General features: G+C 45.9%; 19 protein-coding genes and 1 pseudogene. 11 read left to right on the top strand and 9 right to left on the bottom strand.

The window, feature by feature from the left end; genetic code table 11:
* Positions 1 to 160 precede the first annotated feature (160 nt).
* Positions 161 to 601, top strand: coding sequence for an Hsp20 family protein (locus KT99_RS17760; protein WP_005502874.1), 441 nt, complete (start codon positions 161 to 163; stop codon positions 599 to 601).
* Positions 602 to 779: 178 nt separating this feature from the next.
* On the opposite strand, the gene ilvN is transcribed toward KT99_RS17760, so the two are convergent.
* The 4 genes from ilvN to KT99_RS17740 all read right to left on the bottom strand — a co-directional run bounded on the left by ilvN (position 780) and on the right by KT99_RS17740 (position 5560).
* Positions 780 to 1274, bottom strand: coding sequence for an acetolactate synthase small subunit (gene ilvN, locus KT99_RS17755; protein ID WP_005502873.1), 495 nt, complete (start codon positions 1272 to 1274; stop codon positions 780 to 782).
* Positions 1274 to 2995 carry an acetolactate synthase 3 large subunit gene (locus tag KT99_RS17750; RefSeq protein ID WP_005502872.1) on the bottom strand — a complete coding sequence of 574 codons (1722 nt, stop codon included), beginning with the start codon at positions 2993 to 2995 and terminating at the stop codon, positions 1274 to 1276. The genes ilvN and KT99_RS17750 overlap by 1 nt, the downstream gene beginning before the upstream one ends.
* A 417-nt stretch (positions 2996 to 3412) precedes the next feature.
* Entirely contained in the window at positions 3413 to 4651 is a 1239-nt protein-coding gene (locus KT99_RS17745; RefSeq protein WP_005502871.1) for a multidrug effflux MFS transporter, read from the bottom strand.
* 258 nt (positions 4652 to 4909) lie between these two features.
* Positions 4910 to 5560, bottom strand: coding sequence for a glutathione S-transferase (locus KT99_RS17740; RefSeq protein ID WP_040572177.1), 651 nt, complete (start codon positions 5558 to 5560; stop codon positions 4910 to 4912).
* Positions 5561 to 5822: 262 nt separating this feature from the next.
* Here KT99_RS17740 and trhO point away from each other — a divergent pair, with 262 nt between their 5' ends.
* Positions 5823 to 6809, top strand: a complete 987-nt coding sequence (trhO, locus tag KT99_RS17735) for an oxygen-dependent tRNA uridine(34) hydroxylase TrhO (protein WP_005502862.1) — start codon at positions 5823 to 5825, stop codon at positions 6807 to 6809.
* A gap of 69 nt (positions 6810 to 6878) precedes the next feature.
* On the opposite strand, the gene KT99_RS17730 is transcribed toward trhO, so the two are convergent.
* The gene (locus tag KT99_RS17730; protein ID WP_005502861.1) at positions 6879 to 7685 is read right to left on the bottom strand and encodes a slipin family protein; all 807 of its coding nucleotides are present in this window, start codon (positions 7683 to 7685) and stop codon (positions 6879 to 6881) included.
* Complete coding sequence (locus KT99_RS17725) at positions 7685 to 9085, bottom strand: NfeD family protein (protein WP_232504323.1); 1401 nt, start codon at positions 9083 to 9085, stop codon at positions 7685 to 7687. The genes KT99_RS17730 and KT99_RS17725 overlap by 1 nt, the downstream gene beginning before the upstream one ends.
* A gap of 188 nt (positions 9086 to 9273) precedes the next feature.
* Here KT99_RS17725 and KT99_RS17720 point away from each other — a divergent pair, with 188 nt between their 5' ends.
* The 4 genes from KT99_RS17720 (at position 9274) to KT99_RS17705 (ending at position 12793) form a co-directional block, all read left to right on the top strand.
* Positions 9274 to 9810 (top strand): YbaK/EbsC family protein, encoded by a 537-nt coding sequence (locus KT99_RS17720; protein WP_005502859.1) that lies wholly within the window; start codon positions 9274 to 9276, stop codon positions 9808 to 9810.
* A gap of 198 nt (positions 9811 to 10008) precedes the next feature.
* Positions 10009 to 11394, top strand: coding sequence for a molecular chaperone (gene yegD, locus KT99_RS17715; RefSeq protein ID WP_005502858.1), 1386 nt, complete (start codon positions 10009 to 10011; stop codon positions 11392 to 11394).
* Positions 11391 to 11903 carry a CreA family protein gene (locus KT99_RS17710; RefSeq protein ID WP_005502857.1) on the top strand — a complete coding sequence of 171 codons (513 nt, stop codon included), beginning with the start codon at positions 11391 to 11393 and terminating at the stop codon, positions 11901 to 11903. The genes yegD and KT99_RS17710 overlap by 4 nt, the downstream gene beginning before the upstream one ends.
* A 20-nt stretch (positions 11904 to 11923) precedes the next feature.
* A complete protein-coding gene (locus KT99_RS17705; protein WP_040572178.1) occupies positions 11924 to 12793 on the top strand; it encodes a sulfurtransferase in 870 nt (289 codons plus the stop codon).
* A gap of 75 nt (positions 12794 to 12868) precedes the next feature.
* Here the strand turns inward: KT99_RS17705 and KT99_RS23055 are convergent, their stop codons facing one another.
* Positions 12869 to 13063 (bottom strand): phage integrase N-terminal SAM-like domain-containing protein, encoded by a 195-nt coding sequence (locus KT99_RS23055; protein WP_232504324.1) that lies wholly within the window; start codon positions 13061 to 13063, stop codon positions 12869 to 12871.
* 456 nt (positions 13064 to 13519) lie between these two features.
* Between KT99_RS23055 and KT99_RS17700 the strand changes: the two genes are divergently transcribed.
* On the top strand, positions 13520 to 14335 hold the full coding sequence (locus KT99_RS17700) for a DUF2971 domain-containing protein (protein WP_040572176.1): 816 nt from the start codon (positions 13520 to 13522) through the stop codon (positions 14333 to 14335).
* Between the two features lie 296 nt (positions 14336 to 14631).
* Here the strand turns inward: KT99_RS17700 and KT99_RS21145 are convergent.
* Both KT99_RS21145 and metG read right to left on the bottom strand, forming a co-directional pair.
* A pseudogene (locus tag KT99_RS21145) lies at positions 14632 to 14892 on the bottom strand (IS91 family transposase); the annotation flags it as partial.
* Positions 14893 to 15335: 443 nt separating this feature from the next.
* Complete coding sequence (gene metG, locus KT99_RS17695) at positions 15336 to 17420, bottom strand: methionine--tRNA ligase (RefSeq protein WP_005502851.1); 2085 nt, start codon at positions 17418 to 17420, stop codon at positions 15336 to 15338.
* A 160-nt stretch (positions 17421 to 17580) separates the two neighbouring features.
* Here metG and apbC point away from each other — a divergent pair, with 160 nt between their 5' ends.
* The 4 genes from apbC to mltG all read left to right on the top strand — a co-directional run.
* On the top strand, positions 17581 to 18696 hold the full coding sequence (apbC, locus tag KT99_RS17690) for an iron-sulfur cluster carrier protein ApbC (RefSeq protein WP_005502849.1): 1116 nt from the start codon (positions 17581 to 17583) through the stop codon (positions 18694 to 18696).
* Positions 18697 to 18705: 9 nt separating this feature from the next.
* Positions 18706 to 19341, top strand: a complete 636-nt coding sequence (gene udk, locus KT99_RS17685; RefSeq protein ID WP_005502847.1) for a uridine kinase — start codon at positions 18706 to 18708, stop codon at positions 19339 to 19341.
* Between the two features lie 144 nt (positions 19342 to 19485).
* Positions 19486 to 20313 carry an aminodeoxychorismate lyase gene (gene pabC, locus KT99_RS17680; protein ID WP_005502846.1) on the top strand — a complete coding sequence of 276 codons (828 nt, stop codon included), beginning with the start codon at positions 19486 to 19488 and terminating at the stop codon, positions 20311 to 20313.
* Positions 20310 to 21173, top strand: an 864-nt coding sequence (gene mltG / locus KT99_RS17675) for an endolytic transglycosylase MltG (protein WP_005502845.1), incomplete at its 3' end; no start/stop codon positions are given. The genes pabC and mltG, both read left to right, overlap by 4 nt.

The raw sequence follows: 21173 nt of genomic DNA, 5'->3' as shown, positions 1-21173 counted from the left end.
TGTATGGAACGCTCGATGAGGTTCATGAGTTAACGTAAATCGTGATGCCTTCGGGGTCTAATTGAGTTAACCATTAACAAACCGGTGCGACAAGTGACTGCAGCAGCAGTCGAGTCGGCCAACTTAAATTTAATATATTGCTTAAGACAAGGATATAACTATGCGTAATTATGATCTTACTCCCCTATACCGCAGTGCCATTGGTTTCGATCGTTTAGCCCAGCTTGCAGAGCATGCGGCTTCGAACAAGGGCAATTCAGGTTACCCTCCCTATAATATCGAATCGCTTAAAGACAACCGTTATCGTATCACCATGGCTGTTGCAGGCTTTACTATGGATGAACTCGATATTACCAGCGAAGGCGAGAAGTTATTAGTCAAGGGAACTAAAGTGGCTGAAGATAAGAGCCGAAAATATCTCTATCAAGGGATTGCCGAACGCGGTTTCGAGCGTACTTTTCAGTTGGCGGATTATGTCACAGTGACAGGTGCAGATCTTGAGAACGGTCTGCTTAATATCGAGTTGCAAAGAGAGCTCCCCGAAGCATTAAAGCCAAGAAAAATTGAAATAGGTAGGTCACGGGTACTCGAGTCTGAATAACCGCTCTAGATAGAATTAGCGTGATAAGTGAAGTTAAGCGAGTTTAATGTTTATTTTATTGGTCAACGGCCTGGACTCATTACTGGTTTATGGCTAGACGCAATCACCATAATAAAAGGGAGCAGCTGCTCCCTTTTTAGTGTCTGACTTTCAAGCCAAGCTTAGTCAATATGTATAATTAAGCTCGCATCGCTTTCTCACCGCGTGATAATCCAACAACACCGGAGCGAGACACTTCAACAACCTTTGTCACTTCACTCACTGCAGCGATAAAGGCATCCAGCTTGTCGGACGTACCAGTGAGCTGAATGGTATAAAGCTCGGCGGTGATATCGACTATCTGGCCGCGAAAAATGTCGGTAGTACGCTTTATTTCATCACGAACATTGCCTTTAGCTTTTACTTTTATCAAGGCTATCTCACGTTCAATATGATCAGACTCAGTCACATTAGAGACTTTAAGGACATCGATAAGCTTATGTAATTGCTTCTCTATCTGTTCCAGTACGGCCTCATCTGCCACCACACAGATGTTAAGACGAGACAGGGTCACATCATCGGTGGGCGCCACGGTTAAGCTCTCGATGTTGTAGCCGCGTTGAGAGAATAGGCCGACGACGCGAGACAGGGCGCCGGGTTGGTTTTCCAGTAATACAGATATAATACGACGCATTAGCTTTTCTCCGTTTTGCTCAGCCACATCTCGTTCATCGCGCCGCCGCGGATCAACATGGGGTATACATGCTCAGTCTGATCGATATGTATGTCGACAAATACCAGCTTGTCTGTCATCGACAGTGCCTTTTTTAGGCCCGATTCGAGCTCAGCTGGATCGCTGATGCTGATGCCAACATGGCCATAAGCTTCCGCAATCTTGGCAAAGTCGGGCACCGAATCCATATAGGAGTGTGAGTGACGACCGGAATAGATCATATCCTGCCACTGTTTGACCATGCCGAGGAAGCGGTTGTTCAAGTTGATGATCTTGACCGGGATACCGTATTGCAGTGCCGTCGACAGCTCTTGAATATTCATCTGGATGGAACCGTCACCTGTGACGCACAGCACGGTTGCATCAGGATGGGCGAATTTAACGCCCATAGCGGCGGGCAGCCCAAAGCCCATGGTGCCCAGTCCGCCGGAGTTTATCCAGCGGCGTGGCTTGTCAAATGGGTAATAGAGTGCGGCAAACATCTGGTGTTGACCCACGTCTGATGCCACATAGGCATCGCCATTGGTGAGCTTATGCAGTGTTTCGATCACTTGCTGGGGTTTAATCTTATCTGAGCTGGTGTCGTAGGCTAGGCTCTTGCGCGAACGCCATTGATTTATCTCACTCCACCAAAAATCGATGGCACCTTCATCGGCATTGGTATCACCACTGGTCGCGAGTTGCGCCAACATCTCATCGAGTATGCTATCGGCTGAACCTACTATGGGGATATCGACTCTGATCGTCTTAGAGATAGATGAAGGATCGATATCTATGTGCAAGATAGTGGCGTTAGGGCAATATTTTTCGACATTGTTGGTGGTACGGTCATCGAACCTCACGCCGATACCGAAGATAAGATCGGTATTGTGCATCGCCATATTGGCTTCATAACAGCCATGCATGCCTAGCATGCCCAAGCTGTTATCGTGACTGGCCGGGAAGGCACCGAGTCCCATCAAGGTACTGACTACCGGTATATTGAGCTTTTCTGAGAGTGCTAGAATTTGCTTGTCACACTCTGAGATGATGGCGCCGCCACCGACATAGAGTACAGGCTTGTTAGCTTTTAGCAGGGCTTGTAAACCGCGCCGGATCTGGCCCTTATGACCCGAAGTCGTTGGGTTATAAGAACGCATGCTGATATCTTTAGGATATTCATAATCAAATAAGATCTCTGGATTCATACAGTCTTTAGGCACATCGACGACAACCGGTCCCGGGCGACCACTGGCCGCGATGAAGAAGGCCTTCTTGATGATAGTTGGAATGTCTTTGGCATCGGTCACCAGGAAGCTGTGTTTAACCACAGGGCGTGAGATGCCGATCATGTCGCATTCCTGGAATGCATCATTACCAATCAAGTTACTGGGAACCTGACCCGATATAATCACCAGTGGGATAGAGTCCATGTAGGCGGTGGCGATACCTGTGATGGTGTTGGTTGCACCAGGACCTGATGTCACCAGTACTACGCCTACTTTACCCGTTGAACGAGCGTAACCATCGGCCATATGCACGGCAGCTTGTTCGTGACGGACTAGAATATGTTCAATTGTTGATTTTTCGTGAAGGGCATCATAGATATCCAGTACAGATCCGCCGGGATAGCCAAATATATGTTTTACGCCTTCGTCGATAAGAGATCGAACGATCATGCTGGCGCCGGATAACTTCTCCATTTGTAAACCCTCATAAGTTACCGCTACGGTATGCAGTATCTTGCAACAGCGACGGTAATCGCTTGAATAAAATGAGCGTGGACGGTGATCCTTGCTCTCGATATGCCGAATAACTTTGGGTTTAAAGTTGATTTCACCCTGTAAGGCGCGACACCTGTTTCAAATGAACAGAATTTCATCATATAAAAAAAATAGATCTATTCAAGTATTATTTTTTAAATAACGCCGTTTATGAGAAAAAATACCGTTAAAGATGCTGATAATGCTAAAAAGTGAATTTTTAGTGAGGGAATCAAGATGATGTTGCCAGTATTTATCATATTGATGGAGTTTGGTTTATTGGTGACTAGGGGGAATGGACAGGTTTTTCAACAGTTTGCATATATAAAGCGGCCTATTTGTATAGCCTGATCCGAGTTAATCCACGGGGGCTAAATCACTCTGGCTGCGCCGATGAGCAAAGAATTGACAGATAGCGACCAAGACTACCGCACTTAGCATTAAGGCGGAGAAAGGTACAGCAGTGCCGGTATAAAACAGGGCTAATAGAGGACCTGCTACCGCGCCGAAACCAAACCTCAAGGTGCCAACGACTGCGGTGGCTGTCCCTGTCTCTTGTTGGAACTGCATCAAGACAATAGCATCGGCATTGACAGACATCACCCCGAGGCATGCCATAAATGGCAGTAGAGTGATCACGGTAAAGTGATAACTCATCTCTAGCCAATTCACCGCGAAGAGGGCCGAGCCAGCGATGATAGCCAGCAAGGTGGCCACCTTGAGGATTCTGCGTGAACCATAACGAACGACAATGCGGCTATTGATGACATTGGCCAGCATCAGAGCGCCGACATTGGTGCTAAACAAGATGGCAAACAGGGATTTATCTAAGCCGAAGACTTCCATATAGACAAATGGAGAAGCCGTCAGGTAACAGAAGAATGCAAAGGAGGTCAGCACGCCACTGGCGATGTGAAGTTTGACTCCCGGTTTAGTTAATACCACGGCGTAGGCCTCGAAAAAAGATTTTTGGCTACGCTGACTTAAATCTGTATCGCTGGGCATCTTCAACTTCCAAAACACCAACATTAGCATGATCATTGCGTAGAAACCTAAGATGAAAAAGATGAGATGCCATTCACCAAACTCCAAAATCAAGCTGCCTATACTAGGAGCAATTAATGGAGCCAACATCATGATAAGGCTGACATAAGACATACCCTTAGCCGTATTTTTCCCATAGACCTCCTTGATATAACCCGGAACGACGACAGTAGCGGCTGCGCCGATGAAGGCCTGACCGAACCTGAGGGCTAAAAATGACTCGATACTGGTGACAAAGGCGAGTAGAAAGCTCATTAAGGCAAAGCCGGTGAGGCCTATAATGACCAAGGGCCTGCGGCCGACTCGATCGGCCAGAGGACCAAAACAGAGCATGCCTAATGCGTATCCCGCTAAATAGATACTGAGTGACTGCTGCACCATAGTGATATCGGTATGGAAGCTCGCGGCAATTGTCGCCATGGCGGGCAGATAAAGATCGATAGCTAATGGTGTGATTGCAATTATGGCTGACAACATAGGAATCAAGATGACAAGGTTTAAACTGGCTGCTAGATCTGTTGTGGACTTTGTTTGATTGGATGCCGTTTTCACTAATACCTCTTAAGTAAGTGAGAAAAAGCCCTAAGATTGGGCACATATAATTACTATCGAGTTAGATGACATAAATTATGTTGGGCATTCTTGATATCGATAACCGGAGGATAAGCGTTATCTGAGAGAAAGATTATTGTACGGGCGATCACCGAAATTTGCCATGACTAACCTGAAATTAAGTGTATTTATATATTATAGCGTGGTAACGAAAAACAGCCGGGAGCTCATGTTTATCTATTGTTATCCTCGCTTACGTCATGGGCCAAACAAAAAAGATTCACCACTCTCAAGCCAAGTTGGATATTTCTTCATAATATTGGCAAATATTGGGCTCTCAAGGTGACTGGCTAACCAGAGCTGCACGTTTGGGTAGGGAGCTTGATTGAACCAGGTTCTGTCGACCCCAGCAAATTGGCGAATAAAAGGGAAGATGGCAAAATCGACGATACTGGCAGAATCACTTAACAGCTGCTGATGTTTCTCCAACAAGTGTTCAAGTTGAGCGATAAACTTTTCGCCTTCCGTGCGGTAAAAAATTTCACTCTGCTCAGGGTATCTGTCGGCATATTTATATTTATCCAGCCAAGATTTGAACTCATTGTCATTGTTGTCAATCAGTGTCTTAGCCTGCTCTTGTGGTTGAGGTTGACCGGTAAGTAACAGGTTGTGAGGATCGTTTAGCCCCAGCGCCCAGCGCATGATGTCTAGGCTCTCATCTATGATGCTGCCATCTTGTAAGATAAGCACGGGAACCGTGCCTTTAGGTGAAGCCGCTAACATGGGCTCGGGTTTATGTTTAAGGAGTATTTCACGTAAAGAGACAGACGTCCCCGAAAGTAAAATACCTAAACGGGCGCGCATCGCATAGGGGCATCGTCTGAAGGAATAGAGGGTGGGTAAAGACATAGGTGTTATTTCATTTTATACATGATTATGGCGGTTATTCTTAACCGACTGAAGATAAATGACAACGAATAAAAATGGGGAGACGAGAGCAAAATAAGCGAAATTTAGCATTTTATGTATAAGCTGACTTTTTACCTGTTTATTGGCGCGTGACTCAGGTAGAATTTCTGGCGATTTTGTTACCTGGCTCAACTGTGGGTCGGGTTGTTACTATTTTTTAAGATGCGCTGGAGATTAAGCTCCTGCCAGCATTGAGGTTGATATGTCCCAAGTTGTCGTTTGTGCCCTATATAAGTTTGTTTCTCTGCCACATTTTGAATCGATTCAGCAGCCATTGCTTAATGCTATGCTTGATACGGGTATCAAGGGCACCTTGTTACTCGCCAGTGAAGGCATTAATGGTACCGTTGCCGGTTCTCAAGACGCTATCGATAATCTGCTCAATTGGTTGAATACTCAACCGGGCTTAGACAATATCGTGCATAAGCTATCTTTCGATGATGATATGCCGTTTTACCGCACCAAAGTTAAATTAAAGAAAGAGATTGTGACCATGGGGGTCGAGGGCATAGATCCCCTCAAAGTGGTTGGCACTTATGTGAAGCCTCAAGACTGGAACAAGTTGATCTCAGATCCCGACGTCATCTTAGTCGATACCCGCAACGAGTATGAGGTGCAGATTGGCACCTTCAAGAATGCCGTCGATCCTAAGACCAGTACATTCAGAGAATTTCCCGCTTACGTAAAAGAGCACTTAGATCCGGCCAAACATAAGAAGGTCGCCATGTTCTGTACCGGCGGGATCCGTTGTGAGAAGTCGACGGCTTATCTGAAGGAGCAAGGCTTCGATGAGGTATATCACCTCGAAGGCGGTGTGCTTAAATATCTGCAAGAAGTTAAGCCAGAAGAGAGTCTCTGGCAAGGCGAGTGCTTCGTGTTCGATAATCGAGTCGCGGTGAATCACGATTTAGAAAAAGGTCAGTACGACCAGTGTAACGCCTGTCGCATGCCAATTACGGCCAGTGAGAAAGCCAGCGAGGCCTATGTTCAGGGGGTGAGTTGTCCTCATTGCATCGCGTCAATCTCAGACAAGCAACGTCAGCGTTTCGAAGAACGTGAACGTCAGATGCAGCTCGCCGAAAAGCGTGGTGAAGCCCATATAGGCAGTGACGTAAAAGCCGTTATCTTGGCTCGCCGCAGTGAGAAAGAGAGTTTGAAGCAAGCTCAGCTGGAACTGAATAAAAAATAAATCGGTTAATACCTTTGTATATGCCGCAAAAAAGCCGTCTCAGACGGCTTTTTTATTGGCGATTTTTTGTTATCTATCACTGCTCTTATCGGTTTTCTTGTTGCGCCCTTGGGTATTTGTTGTTAACACTCCCTGCAATAGATCCATGGGGAGGGGAAACAGTATGGTCGAATTCTTTTCGCTGGCTATTTCTGTCAGCGTTTGTAGATACCTGAGTAAGATGGCGTTGGGCTCTTGTGCCAGTTTCGCGGCCGCTTCAACTAGCTTGGCCGAGGCTTCCATCTCTCCCGAGGCATGAATCACCTTAGCTCGTCGGGTACGCTCGGCCTCCGCCTGTTTGGCTATGGCCCTGACCATGGTTTCATTAAGATCAACATGTTTTATCTCAACATTAGACACCTTGATCCCCCAGCCATCGGTACGTGAGTCTAGAATGCTCTGAATGTCGGTATTGAGCATCTCTCTATTGGCTAACATCTCATCGAGCTCGTGTTGTCCGAGTACCGAACGAAGCGTAGTTTGAGCCAGTTGAGACGTAGCTTGCAGATAGTCTTCAACATTGATAATGGCTTTTTGAGAGTCCAGCACTCGAAAATAGATCACCGCGTTGACTCTAACTGAGACATTATCTCTGCTGATCACATCTTGGGTGGGTACATCCATCACTATGGTCCTCAGATCGACCCTGACCATCTGTTGGATGATGGGAATGACTATGATTAGCCCAGGGCCCTTGACCCGATAGAATCGTCCGAGCAGGAAGATAACTCCCCGTTCATATTCCCTTAGAACTCGAAAGGCGCTGAGTATGATTGCAAATATCAGCAAGAGTACGGCTAGGCCGAACATGACGCCGCTGGGCAAGATGAGATCCATTATTTTTCTCCTTCTGCTTCGATGTTTTTATCAGAACCTGTATTAGGGTTGGTTTTTTTGTCAATCGCTTGACCAAGAATGAGGGTTAAGTCGTCGACCTGTTCGACTTCGACCCGCTGATCTTTTTGTAGGGGAACAGCAGATATGGCCGCCCAACGCTCACCGCCGAGTAATACAAAACCATGATCGATAAAGTCTTCCAGCACCTTGGCTTCGGCGCCTACGATGGCTTCCTGGCCACTGACAATTTTATTATGCCGTGAGCGCCATAGGTATCCCAGGCAGAAAATCATAAATGCCGCACTCACCACAGTGACGGCGGCGATAACGGGCAAGGAAACCTGAAATTGGGTATTTTTGGTATCGATAAGAAACACAGATCCCAGCGCAAACGCAATCACGCCGCCTATGCCGAAGATGCCGAAGCTGGGCATCATGGCTTCGGCTATCATCAAGCCTATGCCGAATAGCAGTAAGAGTAAGCCGGCATAATTTACTGGTAACATCTGAAAGGCATACATGGCGATAATCAGAGCGATAGCACCTGTGACACCAGCCACGCCTATGCCTGGACTGTAAAATTCCAGAATGAGGCCGTAGACACCAATTAACATGAGTATGTAGGCGATATTAGGATTAGTGATAGTCGCTATAAATTGATTGCGCCAGTCCGGCTTTATTGGAGTCAATTTGGCCTCTGAGAGCTCAAGTATATGAGGCTGCTGATTGATGCTCACCTCCCATCCATCGAGCTGCTTGATTAATTCTGCTGTCGAGTTTGAGATAAGCGTGATGACATTTTTCTCTAATGCTTCTTGTGCGGTTAAGGTTGCGGCCTCTTTGACGGCTAGCTCGGCCCACTCTTCGTTGCGGCCACGTAACTGAGCGAGAGAGCGAATATAGGCGATGGAGTCATTGAGGATCTTCTTTTCCATGGCGGAGGGCGAACTTGTCTTATTATCGTCCTTGTCTTGAGGGGCTTTGGGAGAGCCGCCAATACTGACGGGAGTTGCCGCCCCTAAGGTGGTTGCCTGTGCCATGGCGGCTATGTGGCAAGCGTACAAAATATAGGTACCGGCGCTGGCGGCTCTGGCCCCTGCGGGATGAACCAGGCAGGCGATGGGTACTTGAGAATTGAGTATAGCCTGATTGATGTCACGCAAACTAGAGACTAAGCCTCCCGGGGTATCTATGATGATGACCACCAGAGGCGCACCGGCCTGGTTGGCTATGGCTATCTCAGTGGTTAAGTAATCGCTAATGGCGGGACCTATAGCCCCCTTAATGGTGAGTACCGGAATTTCAGTTGAAGTGCCGATCTGTGCCTGTGATGAAGTCTCGCTGCTGGCGAGGGGTGAAGGTGTAAAAAATAAAAGAAGAAACAATGCAATAGAGAGCATTGCATGGAGAGGGTCCATTATCGTTCGAAAGCGAATCATCATAGGATAACTTCACAGCCATTATTGTAAAGTCTAGCTAAAATAATACGTCTCTGCTTAATGAAATTGGTTTGAGTGAATTGATGATGACTTAACTATACTAAAAGAACGAATTCATCGTCTATTTTGGCTGGGTCAAGGAGGTATATATGGGTATCGCGATCACTCTGGCATCGTTTCTTAACCATAATAGGGTCGAGTATTCCATCGTAAAACATCGTAAGACCCTCTCTTCCCTGGACTCTTCTGCATCGGCCCATCTCCCCAGTGCTCAGGTCATCAAAGCCGTGTTACTGGTCAATAGTGAGGGCGATCACCTGTTGGCCGGCATTGGCTCGGGACACAGGTTATCGGTATTGAAGGTGAGTGAAGTGATGGGTGAGGTGTACCAATTAGCCGGTGAGCAAGATCTTGAGGTATTATTTCATGATTGTGCTAAAGGGGCTATTCCTGGATTAGCCGAGGCATATGGCATCAAGATGATGTTGGATAAACGCCTGATCGATGAAGATATGGTCTATATAGAAGCCGGCGATCATTGTCACCTGATTAAGATTAATCACCTGCAATATACGCCCTTACTCTCGGGGACACTGCTGGCCGATCTTATCGGTGAGCCTATTGGTACACCTAAGTTTGGCGATTATGATAACTGCTATGACAAAAGTTACCCTAGTCACTTCTAGACTCGTTGTGGATGAATATTCGAGTGGCCATCTTTGCTGATATCCGCTGTTGAGGAATACCGCTGATGTCAGCAAACGAGGCTATAGACATAATTCCGCTTTTTACTCCTCGCAATCTGTGGTATTTTTCACGGCTTTTTATCTTGATATGTTAATTTTTCCTGTTTAACCGATCATTTAAATTTTTGGGGCGTGCGAATGTTTGTTGGTTTTGATTATGGCAGTGCCAACTGTGCCATAGGCGTCATGGATGAGAACGATGTACGATTATTACCCTTGTCGGCAGATTCCAAATATATGACCTCAGCGCTTTATGCCCTCGACAGGGAGCTGATTACCGAGGCTGTGTATCAACAGATGCCGCAGCATTTAAGAGCCGACTTTGCTAAATTACGTGGTGCTCAACTTAGCCGAGCACGGCAAGCACGGCGTGAATTAGATCTCGATAGTGATGAACAAGCGGTTTTTGTCGGCGAACAAGCAGTCAAGGCCTACTTAGATATGCCCGAAGAGGGATTCTATGTCCGCTCGCCAAAATCATTTCTGGGTGCCAGTGGACTCAGAGTCGATCAAATCGCCTTGTTTGAAGATATCGTCACCATGATGATGCTACATGTAAAGTCGATTGCCGAGTCTGATACCGGTCTCAATAATAAAGGCGTGATAACCCATGCGGTTATCGGCAGACCCGTTAATTTTCAGGCCATAGGTGGTGAGGAAAGTAATCTACAGGCCGAGTCAATATTGAGGTTAGCGGCAAAACGTGCCGGATTTACCGCGGTAGACTTTCTGTTTGAACCCCTAGCAGCAGGCATGGATTATGAGGCGAGCCTGACTGAAGATCAGGTGGTGCTGGTGGTCGATGTTGGCGGCGGAACCACAGATTGCTCTGTGGTGCGAATGGGACCATCGCATATTAATGCGAGTCAACGCAGTCAAGATTTCTTAGGCCACAGCGGGCAACGAGTGGGCGGCAATGATTTGGATATTGCCCTGGCGATGAAAGCGTTTATGAGTCACCTTGGTTTAGGCTGCCATATGGTTAATGGCCTGCCTGTGCCGAGTAAGCCATTTTGGAATGCCGTCGCGGTCAATGACATCAGTGCACAACGAGATTTCGTGTCATTGAGTTCACGTAAATTGATTGAAGATTTGATTCATGATGCCGAAAAACCCGAGTTACTTAAAAGGTTACTCAAGGTTCAGCAAAATCAGTTAGGATACCGTATCGTCCGCAGTGCCGAGCAGGCTAAGATAGGCTTAACAGATGTAGATTCGGTCACATCTAAATTAGATTATATCTGTCCGCAGCTTAGCGCCGAGGTGAGTCGAGAATTGTTTAGTGAGGCCATTGCCGTACCCAGCGCCAAAATACAGGCCTTGATGCAACAAGCACTTAACGTGGCAGGTGTATTGCCAGATGTTATTTATGTGACTGGCGGTACTGCCAGGAGCCCGGCTATCTACGATAAAATAGCCAGTTTACATCCGGAGATCCCGATCGTTGTCGGCGACCACTTTGGCAGTGTCACGGCGGGCTTAACTCGCTGGGCACAGAGAGTATTTAAACAGGAAAAAAAATGAAAATTGGCAATCAGTTTGGCACTTCGTTGATAAAATTGTCTGGAAAAGTCATCGCAACAGGATTTATCTTATTCGGTCTCTCAGCCTGTGGCGGCGACAATGTCGGCAAGGTGAGCCTGGGGTTTTTTACCACTAAAGATGTGATCATAGATGCACGTCACGACCCTAAACTCCCGGGGGTCACTTGTCATATTAGCCGCATAGAAGCGAACCTGAGTCTAGCTGACCCATCGGATATGAGCATCTCATGTCGTCAGACTGGCCCGATATCGGCGCAAGAAATTGCGGCTATCGATAAGAGTAACAATGGTGAAGTCATCTTTAAGCAATCATTGAGTATCTTATTTAAATCGCTGAAAGTGCGCCGTATCTATGATGCAGAAAATCAAACTTTACTGTATCTGTCATATTCCACCAAAGAGACACAAGGCAGTCATAAGCATGCCTTATCGACCGTCCCCCTGTATAACACAGCTGCATGGCAGGCCCCCGGAGTAGCTGTTCAATAGAGAGTTGAGTGCAACAGATGATAAAATCTCCCTTAGTTACCACGCTGTGGCTCGAACAACACCTAGATGATGATAGGCTCATCGTGCTCGATGCGAGCATGGCAAAGGTGGTGGGAAGACCACAGATCCTCTATGACACATTCAGCTGTATTCTCGGTGCCAAGAAACTCGATCTTGAAAATGAACTTTGCGATCTGACATCAAAGCAGACCCATGCGTTCCCAACAGTAGCGCAGTTTATTGACATTATTTCTGCATTAGGGATCTCTCAGACCAGCCAAATTATTATTTATGACAATCAGGGTATTTACTCATCTCCCAGGGCCTGGTGGATCTTCAAGGTGATGGGATTTAATAATGTCTATGTGCTCGATGGCGGCTTACCCCAATGGTTAGCTGAAGGCAGGACGACTGCGAATCGTTTTTCACCTTCAACGCTAGCCGAGCCAGTTTCAGTCGATTCAATTATAAAGAGTGGCTGTGAGATTAAGGTGAATGTGCAGGATACTTGGGTATGTGATTCAACTTACCTGCTCAATAAGCTGTCGGATAAACATGTCAGTATTTTCGATGCCCGCGGAGCTAAGCGCTTTTCAGGCCAGGCATCTGAGCCCAGAGAAGGGGTTCGCAGCGGCCATATTCCCAATTCGGTCAATCTGCCTTTCTCTCAAGTCTTAGAGGATCATGGCCTGAAAACCGCGGAAGAACTGCAACAGATTTTTGCCGGGCTGGCAAATGAGCAAGATACTCAGCGTATTTTCAGTTGTGGCTCGGGGATCACCGCCTGTATCTTGATCTTGGCATCGGTAGAGGCAGGTTATCATCACAATGTCCTTTACGACGGTTCTTGGGCACAGTGGGGCAGTGATCATAAACTGCCGATAGAGTAACTCCGATCTGTATAATTAACAGGTCATATTTAGCCAGCTTCTAGCGCACATTTTAACATCTAGTTTTGTGGCTACTTAATTGGAGCGAGAGGTAATATGAACCCTCAATGTCATCATTCCGGCAGATCTTTTGCGCCGGAATCCAATGGCGTATAGGGCCTGTTTCTGAGTGCTCGCCGAAACTTTGCACTGGACTGCTAAGAAGCAGAGAAAGTGTTCAATCAAAGCGGGTGTGATATCAGCACCGTGACGAATATTACAGTGTCGAATGAAATAGCGATTCCAATAGAGGTAGGACTTTTCTGTTTGGTAGCTGTAATGTCGCTCACCTGATCTCTGTCCGTATAGCTTCCAGAAATGTTAATTTCCCCATAGTCGTCACCTTATTGATTCACTGTGTTTATATACAGGTATAACTTAAGTTGAGATAATTGCTATAAAAAAGATGCATAAATCGCTGGGTTAATGCATCGATAACACTAATGTAAAAATATTAATCAAATCTTATCAATAGGTTGTAATGTGGTAAAAAGCGTTATGCAGACCTCGTAAACCCCCGTGCATCTTTTTCATCTGATTATTTACGGTATTCTATCTGTGAGTTATGGGAATAACACATTTACAACAACCACTTAGCGGTGATAAACTGGCGAAAAGTGAATAAATAGACAGGAACGTTATCCTGCTGCTAATCAATAAGCTGTTATAAGCACATGGAGAGTTTTGGTGTTTACCTTCCAAAAAGATAATTCACAATATATCTATCACTATACAAAGTCCAAAACTGCGATAGACCATATATTGAATGATCGGACTCTCAAATTATCTTCTTTTTCCAAAACTAATGATCCAAAAGAGACTAAAAGTTGGTTTTTTATTCCAGGGACAAATGAAGGACGAAATTTAGATAAATACAATTCTGATTTATTTTCTAAGCTGTTAAATCCATATTTTAAAGAAGCAACTCAGTTACTTTGCTTTTCAAAAGATGGAAACTTAACTGGTAACCATATGGAAGATAATCCACAGAGAGGCTTTTGTAAGCCGAGAATGTGGGCTCAATATGGTGATAATCATGCAGGTGTATGCTTAATATTCGATTTCAAAAGGTTCTCTGAGTTATTTTATAAGCAATTCAGTGAAATGACTTATCATTGTGATAATGTTGATTATCAAGATCGATTACTACCTGATATTCAAATGGATCAAGCATTCATCATTAATGTAGATCATCTAGAGCGCCGAGGCGAAAAAGATTATGTTTACGACCATTTACTTAAACATAAAAAACGCCTCTACTTTGAAAAAGCAAAAGACTGGAAGAATGAGTCTGAATACCGATTCGTGGTTTTTGAGTGTAAAAAAGAACTATATTTTGCTTTTAAAAACTCACTGAGTGGCATTCTATTCGGGGAGAATTGCAGCGATTCTCATATTTCTAAAATTGTTGCTTTAACAAAAAATCAAGGCATGCAATATCAGCAATTAAAGTGGAGAAATTGTACTCCGTGGTTTGATTTTGGGAGAACAAAGTGGTTATAACGTATAAGGATAGGCCGCGCGCAGCCGCGTCCTTATCCCAAGTGTACTATTTATCACAGGGAGTAAGCCCGAGGTCGGGGTTTAGTCATACTCTTTATTAAGCAAATAGCTGAGCGAGGGTTCGTTATGCTTGAGGCCATAATAGGACGAATATTTTGTTTTAGTCAGCACGCAGCCTTGATCTAATGAGCAATCATTTAACTTCTTTAATATCAGCCAGCTGAACTTACTGTATTACTTTAGCCCTCCTATTTAGTTAATACATTATCCTTATACTTCTAGCTTAAACATAGGCGTTAGGCTGTGATCGTTAAGCTTGTCGGTCGGCTGTATTTTAGTATCCCCATAAAGCACATCGGCTGATGGCAGCAGGGGCAAGTTCGTGTCGCTAAAGCTCGTTTTACCTTTGGTACTAACGGCAATACCGCGCCTGCAACAGCCAGCATGAGCTGGATCTGTTGCCTAAGTTGGCTGCAATTCCCTCTTAACAGTCCATAATCTCTGACCCGCCGTAATCCTTTGGGTAGCACGCGTTGCAGTACCAACCAGAGAAATTTATGGAGTTTCATCGGCTTGGATAACGGCTTGCTCAAGTAACATTTCACGCAGCTTGTCATAAAGCGGAGTAAGTCGCTCAGATGATTTATCGGCTGTTTAATATAAAGGTGGGGTTTACTCGACGCTTACCTATAAAACGATAAAGTACAACACGGTTCATTCTGTAAGCGGTTGAATAATAATGTATTCTCATGATTATGCTTAAACTATGATAAGTTCAGTATAATTTTGCCTGGAATGCTGATGTCGCACATGAAAAAATCTACGGTAAATTGCGGTGAACAGATTTTAAATGAAAAAAAACGTACACGCCATTATACATAGTGTGTACGTTGTTTTAGCTAAGCCGTATCGTATAGAGTGATTCATTCACACATAAATGGACATGGTGTCTACTTTATGCGCTATAAATACGGCCTTTTTTTGAGATATGGAGTTAAGTTTACTTAACGCGCATACCCGGCTCTGCGCCTTCATGTGGCTCTAATATCCACAAGTCTTTACCACCGGGTCCCGCCGCGACTACCATGCCTTCCGATATGCCAAAGCGCATCTTGCGTGGTGCCAGGTTGGCCACCATCACGGTGAGCTTGCCTTCGAGCTCTTCTGGAGAGTAAGCCGACTTTATCCCGGCAAACACTTGTTTCGTCTCGCCGCCTAAATCCAGCTGAAGTTTAAGTAGCTTGTTTGCTTCGGGTACATGCTCGGCTTTCGCGATACGGGCGATACGCAGGTCGATTTTGGCGAAGTCTTCGAAGCTTATCTCTGCCAAGATAGGATCGTCTTCTAAGTGATTGCCACTCGCTGGAGCATCATTAGATTCTGCTTTACTTGCTGTCGCTGCACTATCCGCTGTTTTTGGCGTATCGGTCGTAGCGAGTAAATTCTCTTTCGATGCCTCTATGATGGCTTCGATGCTTTTCATCTCTACCCTTTGCATTAGGGGCTTAAATTTGGCTATCTCATGTCCCGCAAGGTTGGCATTCAAGTTATCCCAAGTGATAGGGAATTGCAGGAAGGCCTCAACATCGTCTGCCAATTTGGGCAGTACAGGTTTCAGATAAGTCACCAGGATACGGAACAAGTTAAGTGCGTTAGAACAAACCTGATGGGCTTCCTCTTGCGTATCTTCTTGTTTGATCAACTGCCAAGGCGCTGCATCGGCAACGTAAGCATTGGCCATATCGGCCAGTGCCATGATCTCACGCATGGCCTTACCGAATTCACGGCCTTCATAAAGCTCGGCTATGACTTCTTGTTTACCTAGAAACACTTGTTCTAGTGTGGTATCAGCCACTTTGGCAAACTTGCCATCGAAGCGCTTAGTGATAAAACCAGCGGTACGTGAAGCTAAGTTGACTAGTTTTCCCACGAGATCTGAGTTGACCCGCTGGGCGAAATCTTCGAGATTAAGATCGAGATCGTCGATGCGGTTGCTCAGCTTAGCGGCGTAGTAGTAACGTAGGTATTCAGGATCTAAGTTGTCCAGATAAGTACGCGCCTTGATGAAGGTGCCTTTTGACTTTGACATCTTGGCGCCGTTGACCGTCACGTAGCCATGAGCATAAACATTAGTCGGCTTACGGTAGCCTGCGCCTTCTAGCATGGCTGGCCAGAAGAGACAGTGGAAGTTGATGATATCTTTACCGATGAAGTGATACACCTCGGCGGTTGAGTCTTTGGCCCAGAAATCATCGAAATTTAGGTCCTCACGTCGATCACATAGGTTCTTAAATGAGCCCATATAGCCAATAGGTGCATCTAACCAGACGTAAAAATACTTACCCGGAGCATCGGGTATTTCGAAACCGAAATAAGGTGCATCACGGCTGATATCCCATTGTTGCAAGCCTTGTTTTAACCATTCGTCTAGCTTGTTGGCCACTTCATCTTGCAAGGCGCCGGAACGGGTCCACTCCTTGAGCATGCCTTCAAAAGCCGGCAGGTCGAAGAAGAAATGCTCAGAATCTTTCATGATGGGGGTGGCACCCGAGATGGCAGACTTGGGATTAATCATGTCTGTCGGGTTGTAGGTTGCGCCACAGTTGTCGCAGTTATCGCCGTATTGATCTTCGCTCTTACACTTAGGGCAAGTGCCTTTTACGAAACGGTCTGGCAAGAACATAGACTTTTCAGGGTCGAATAACTGCGAGATGGTGCGCGTCTCAATGTAACCTGAATCGCGCAGTTTGAGGTATATCTCACTGGCTAATTCACGGTTTTCAACACTGTGGGTACTGTGGAAGTTGTCGAATTGAATATTGAAGTCAGCAAAATCCTGTTGATGCTCTTTATTCACCTGAGCAATCATCTCTTCTGGCTCCATACCTAACTGCTGAGCCTTAAGCATGATAGCTGTGCCATGGGCATCATCTGCACAAATATAGTGACATTCGTGGCCACGCATTTTTTGAAAACGTGCCCAAATATCGGTTTGAATATATTCCAGCATATGACCTAAGTGAATAGGTCCATTGGCGTAGGGGAGTGCGCTTGTCACTAATATTTTACGTTGTGAATTTGCCATCTTGTCTCGAAATTGCTTGAGTGCCCAAATTAATGGCATAGATACTAACCGATCCTTGTGCGAGTTTCATTAAAAGCGAGTTTAAGTGGGTTAAAACTACCCGAATATTTACCCTGATTTCTGCTACACTTGGGCAAATTATTTATAGGGGGTAGCACTTTTGTCTTCAGCTTCTCAGCACTATCGTCTCAATGACGATCTTCTCGGGCCTGTTTTGGCCATCTTAGACGCTTATCAAGATCCATATTTAGCACAAGGTTTAGTCAGTGCCGGATGTGTTAACACACTCGACATCGAGGGTAAGCGACTGCTTCTCGGGCTTGTCTATCCTTACCCATGTATGACTCAATATCGCGACACTGTGATGGCTATCACCAAAAAGTTGGCCGTGTTAGATGCAATCGATGAAGTCGAATGTGAAATTGATTTTCAACCGGCTGCTATCTCTGCCATAGGCGCAGTCGAACCTCTTGCTAATGTGAAGCAAGTGATTGCGGTAGCGTCGGGTAAAGGTGGTGTGGGTAAATCGACCACAGCGGTAAACTTAGCCTTAGCACTCGTCGCCGAAGGCGCCAAGGTGGGCATCTTAGATGCCGACATCTATGGCCCTTCTATTCCCCTGATGTTGGGGGTGAGTGATTTTAAGCCTGAGTCACCCGATGGCAAGATGATGACAGTGGCAAAGGCTCACGGCATTGTGGCGCAATCGATTGGATTTATGCTTGGTCAAGACGAGGCTGCAGTATGGCGTGGTCCAATGGCGGCTGGCGCACTCGCTCAGCTTCTCAATGACACTCAGTGGCCTGAACTCGATTATTTAATTATCGATATGCCACCGGGAACCGGCGATATACAGCTCACCCTGTCGCAGAAGGTGCCCGTCTCTGGCGCCATCATAGTGACGACTCCTCAGGATATTGCGTTAGCCGATGCTAAGAAAGGCATCAACATGTTCCAGAAGGTGAATATTCCTGTACTGGGTATCGTCGAGAACATGAGCTTTCATGTCTGCAGTGAGTGTGGCCATAAAGAACATCCATTTGGCAGCCATGGCGGCAGCAAGCTGGCCGAGCGTTACCATGTCCCCCTATTAGGTGAATTGCCACTCAAGCTCAACATACGTGAAGATGTCGACAAGGGCGTGCCAACGGTCGTTGCCGATCCCGACTGTGATGTGTCGGCAATCTATCGTGAGATTGCTCGTAAAGTAGGCGCGCAACTGGCGCTTACCAAAGTTACATCTAGTTTATCAATCAGTATTTCAGAAGACGAATAAGGTTTTAGCATGAATTCTCAGTGTGTCATCATAGGTATCGCGGGGGCTTCAGCCTCGGGTAAAAGTTTAATTGCTAAAACTATCTATGAGGAGCTGTGCCGGGATCTAGGCACAGATCAGATTGGAGTCATCGCCGAAGATGCTTACTATAACGATCAGAGCCATCTATCCATGGATGAGCGGGTAAAGACCAATTACGATCATCCCAAAGCGTTAGATCATGAACATTTGTGTCGTCATCTCAGAGCATTGAAGTCCGGTGAAGCGGTTGAGATCCCCAAGTACAGCTATAGCGAGCATACGCGTCTGGCCGAGACGATTAAGATGACACCGAAGAAGGTGATCATCTTAGAGGGAATATTATTGCTGACCGATCCTAAATTACGTGACTTGATGGATGCCAGCGTGTTTATGGATACCCCATTGGATATCTGTTTTATGCGTCGTTTGAAACGTGACGTTGCCGAGCGTGGTCGCACCATGGAATCTGTGATGTCTCAGTATACAAAAACCGTTCGTCCCATGTTTCTGCAGTTTATCGAGCCGTCTAAACAATATGCCGACATCATAGTGCCTCGAGGCGGCAAGAACCGTATCGCGACCGATATTTTAAAGGCTAGAATTCAGCATCTTTTAAACATATAACTGGTTTTAAGAGCGACCCTACATCTTGTTTACCTCTGATAAGTTTAAACATATAGGCGTCAGAGGTCATGCATATTTAACGGCCAGCCGTATCAGCCAAGATAATTAACTGTAGCGGGCTGGATAATTTACAGATGAAAAAAGATGACTGAGCAAGTGACAAAAGTCTGGGTTAATGGTGAGCTTAATGGTCATATAGAACCACTGGATCGCGGCTTGGCTTATGGTGATGGACTCTTCGCGACGATGCGAATCGTACAAGGTCAGATTGCTTTCTTATCGGCGCACCTCGACAGGCTCACTCAAGGTACTAAACGCTTAGGCTTCTCTTGGTCTCCTTCTCAGGCTCTGGTTACACACGTTAAGCATCAGGCCAAGATCCAAGTGACTGGCTGCTTAAAGCTGTTATTGAGCCGCGGCACCGGAGGAAGAGGCTATGGGGCTCCCGCAACATGTGAGATAACTGAGGTTATTTCGCTCCATGCGATTCCCACTCACTATGCCAGCTGGCAAAAAACCGGCATATCCTTAACCTGTTCACCGATTAAACTGTCTCAACAACCTAGGTTAGCTGGCATAAAGCATCTCAATCGTCTCGAGCAGGTGTTGATCAAGTCGGAAAGTTTGCCTGCCGGTTATCAAGATTGGTTAGTGCTCGATGGCCTGGATAATATCGTCGAGTCTTCGATGGCGAACCTGTTTTTTGTCTCGGGTAAGCATATTGTTACACCTTCAATATCGCGCTCTGGTGTCGCCGGCGTGATGCGTGAGCAAGTCATCTATGCGCTGCTTGAGGCGGGATATGATGTTGAAGCTCGTCCTATCGCCTATTCACACTTGTGCCATTATCAACATGTATTTATGACTAATAGTTTAGTTGGTATACTCGATATCAATCACGTCGATGACGTTCACTTCACTCATGCCGACTTTACTCAGCAGATAAGACAAACACTGCATCTTACATTATGAAAAAAATAATAATTACCCTGACTGTTAGCTGTTTTGCCTTGCTCACTCTCGCCGCTGGCCTGGGTGTTTGGGGTTATAAAACGATCATGGATTTTGCTCTTTCCCCGTTAAATATGACTGAGCCACAAGAGCTAGTGTTGCAGAGGGGGACCTCTTTCTCACTCTTGGCCTCAACATTAGAGCGAAGAGAGATCATTGCCGAAGGTTGGAAATTAAAGGCGCTGGTTAAATTAAAACCTGAGTTAGCCAAGATCCGCTCTGGCTTCTATGAGCTGCACCCGGGTGAGTCGGTGGACGAATTGCTGACCAAATTAGTCAAAGGCGACGAGAAAGTATTTAGCGTCACCTTGATTGAGGGGCAAAATATCAAGGAGTGGCGCCAAATACTGCAAGCCTTACCCCACAGCCAATACGATGAAGGTGTTTTTACCCAGGTGTTGAGTGACAACGGCGATGAATCAGGCTTACCCGAAGGGAAATTTTATCCCGATACCTATCATTATGTTGCCGGTGACAATATCAATGCAATTGTGCGGCAAAGTTATCACAAAATGCAGCAGGAGCTAGAGAAAGCCTGGGCTCAGCGGGCCGAAGACTTGCCTCTTAAATCGTCATATGAACTCTTGATCATGGCGTCAATCATAGAAAAAGAGACGGGTAAAGCCAGTGAGCGCCCATGGATCTCCGCCGTATTTGCCAATCGACTCAACAAGGGCATGCGGCTACAAACGGATCCTACTGTGATATATGGCATGGGGGACAGCTATCAGGGAGATATCACCCGTAAAGCACTACGAGAGCATACGCCTTTCAACACTTACAGAATTAACGGTTTGACGCCGACTCCCATAGCCGCACTT

The sequence above is a fragment of the Shewanella benthica KT99 genome (genome assembly GCF_000172075.1).
Classification (GTDB): Bacteria; Pseudomonadota; Gammaproteobacteria; order Enterobacterales; family Shewanellaceae; genus Shewanella; species Shewanella benthica_A.
The sequence above is the reverse complement of the archived record's forward strand: the minus strand, read 5'-3'. Positions and strand labels throughout refer to the sequence as shown.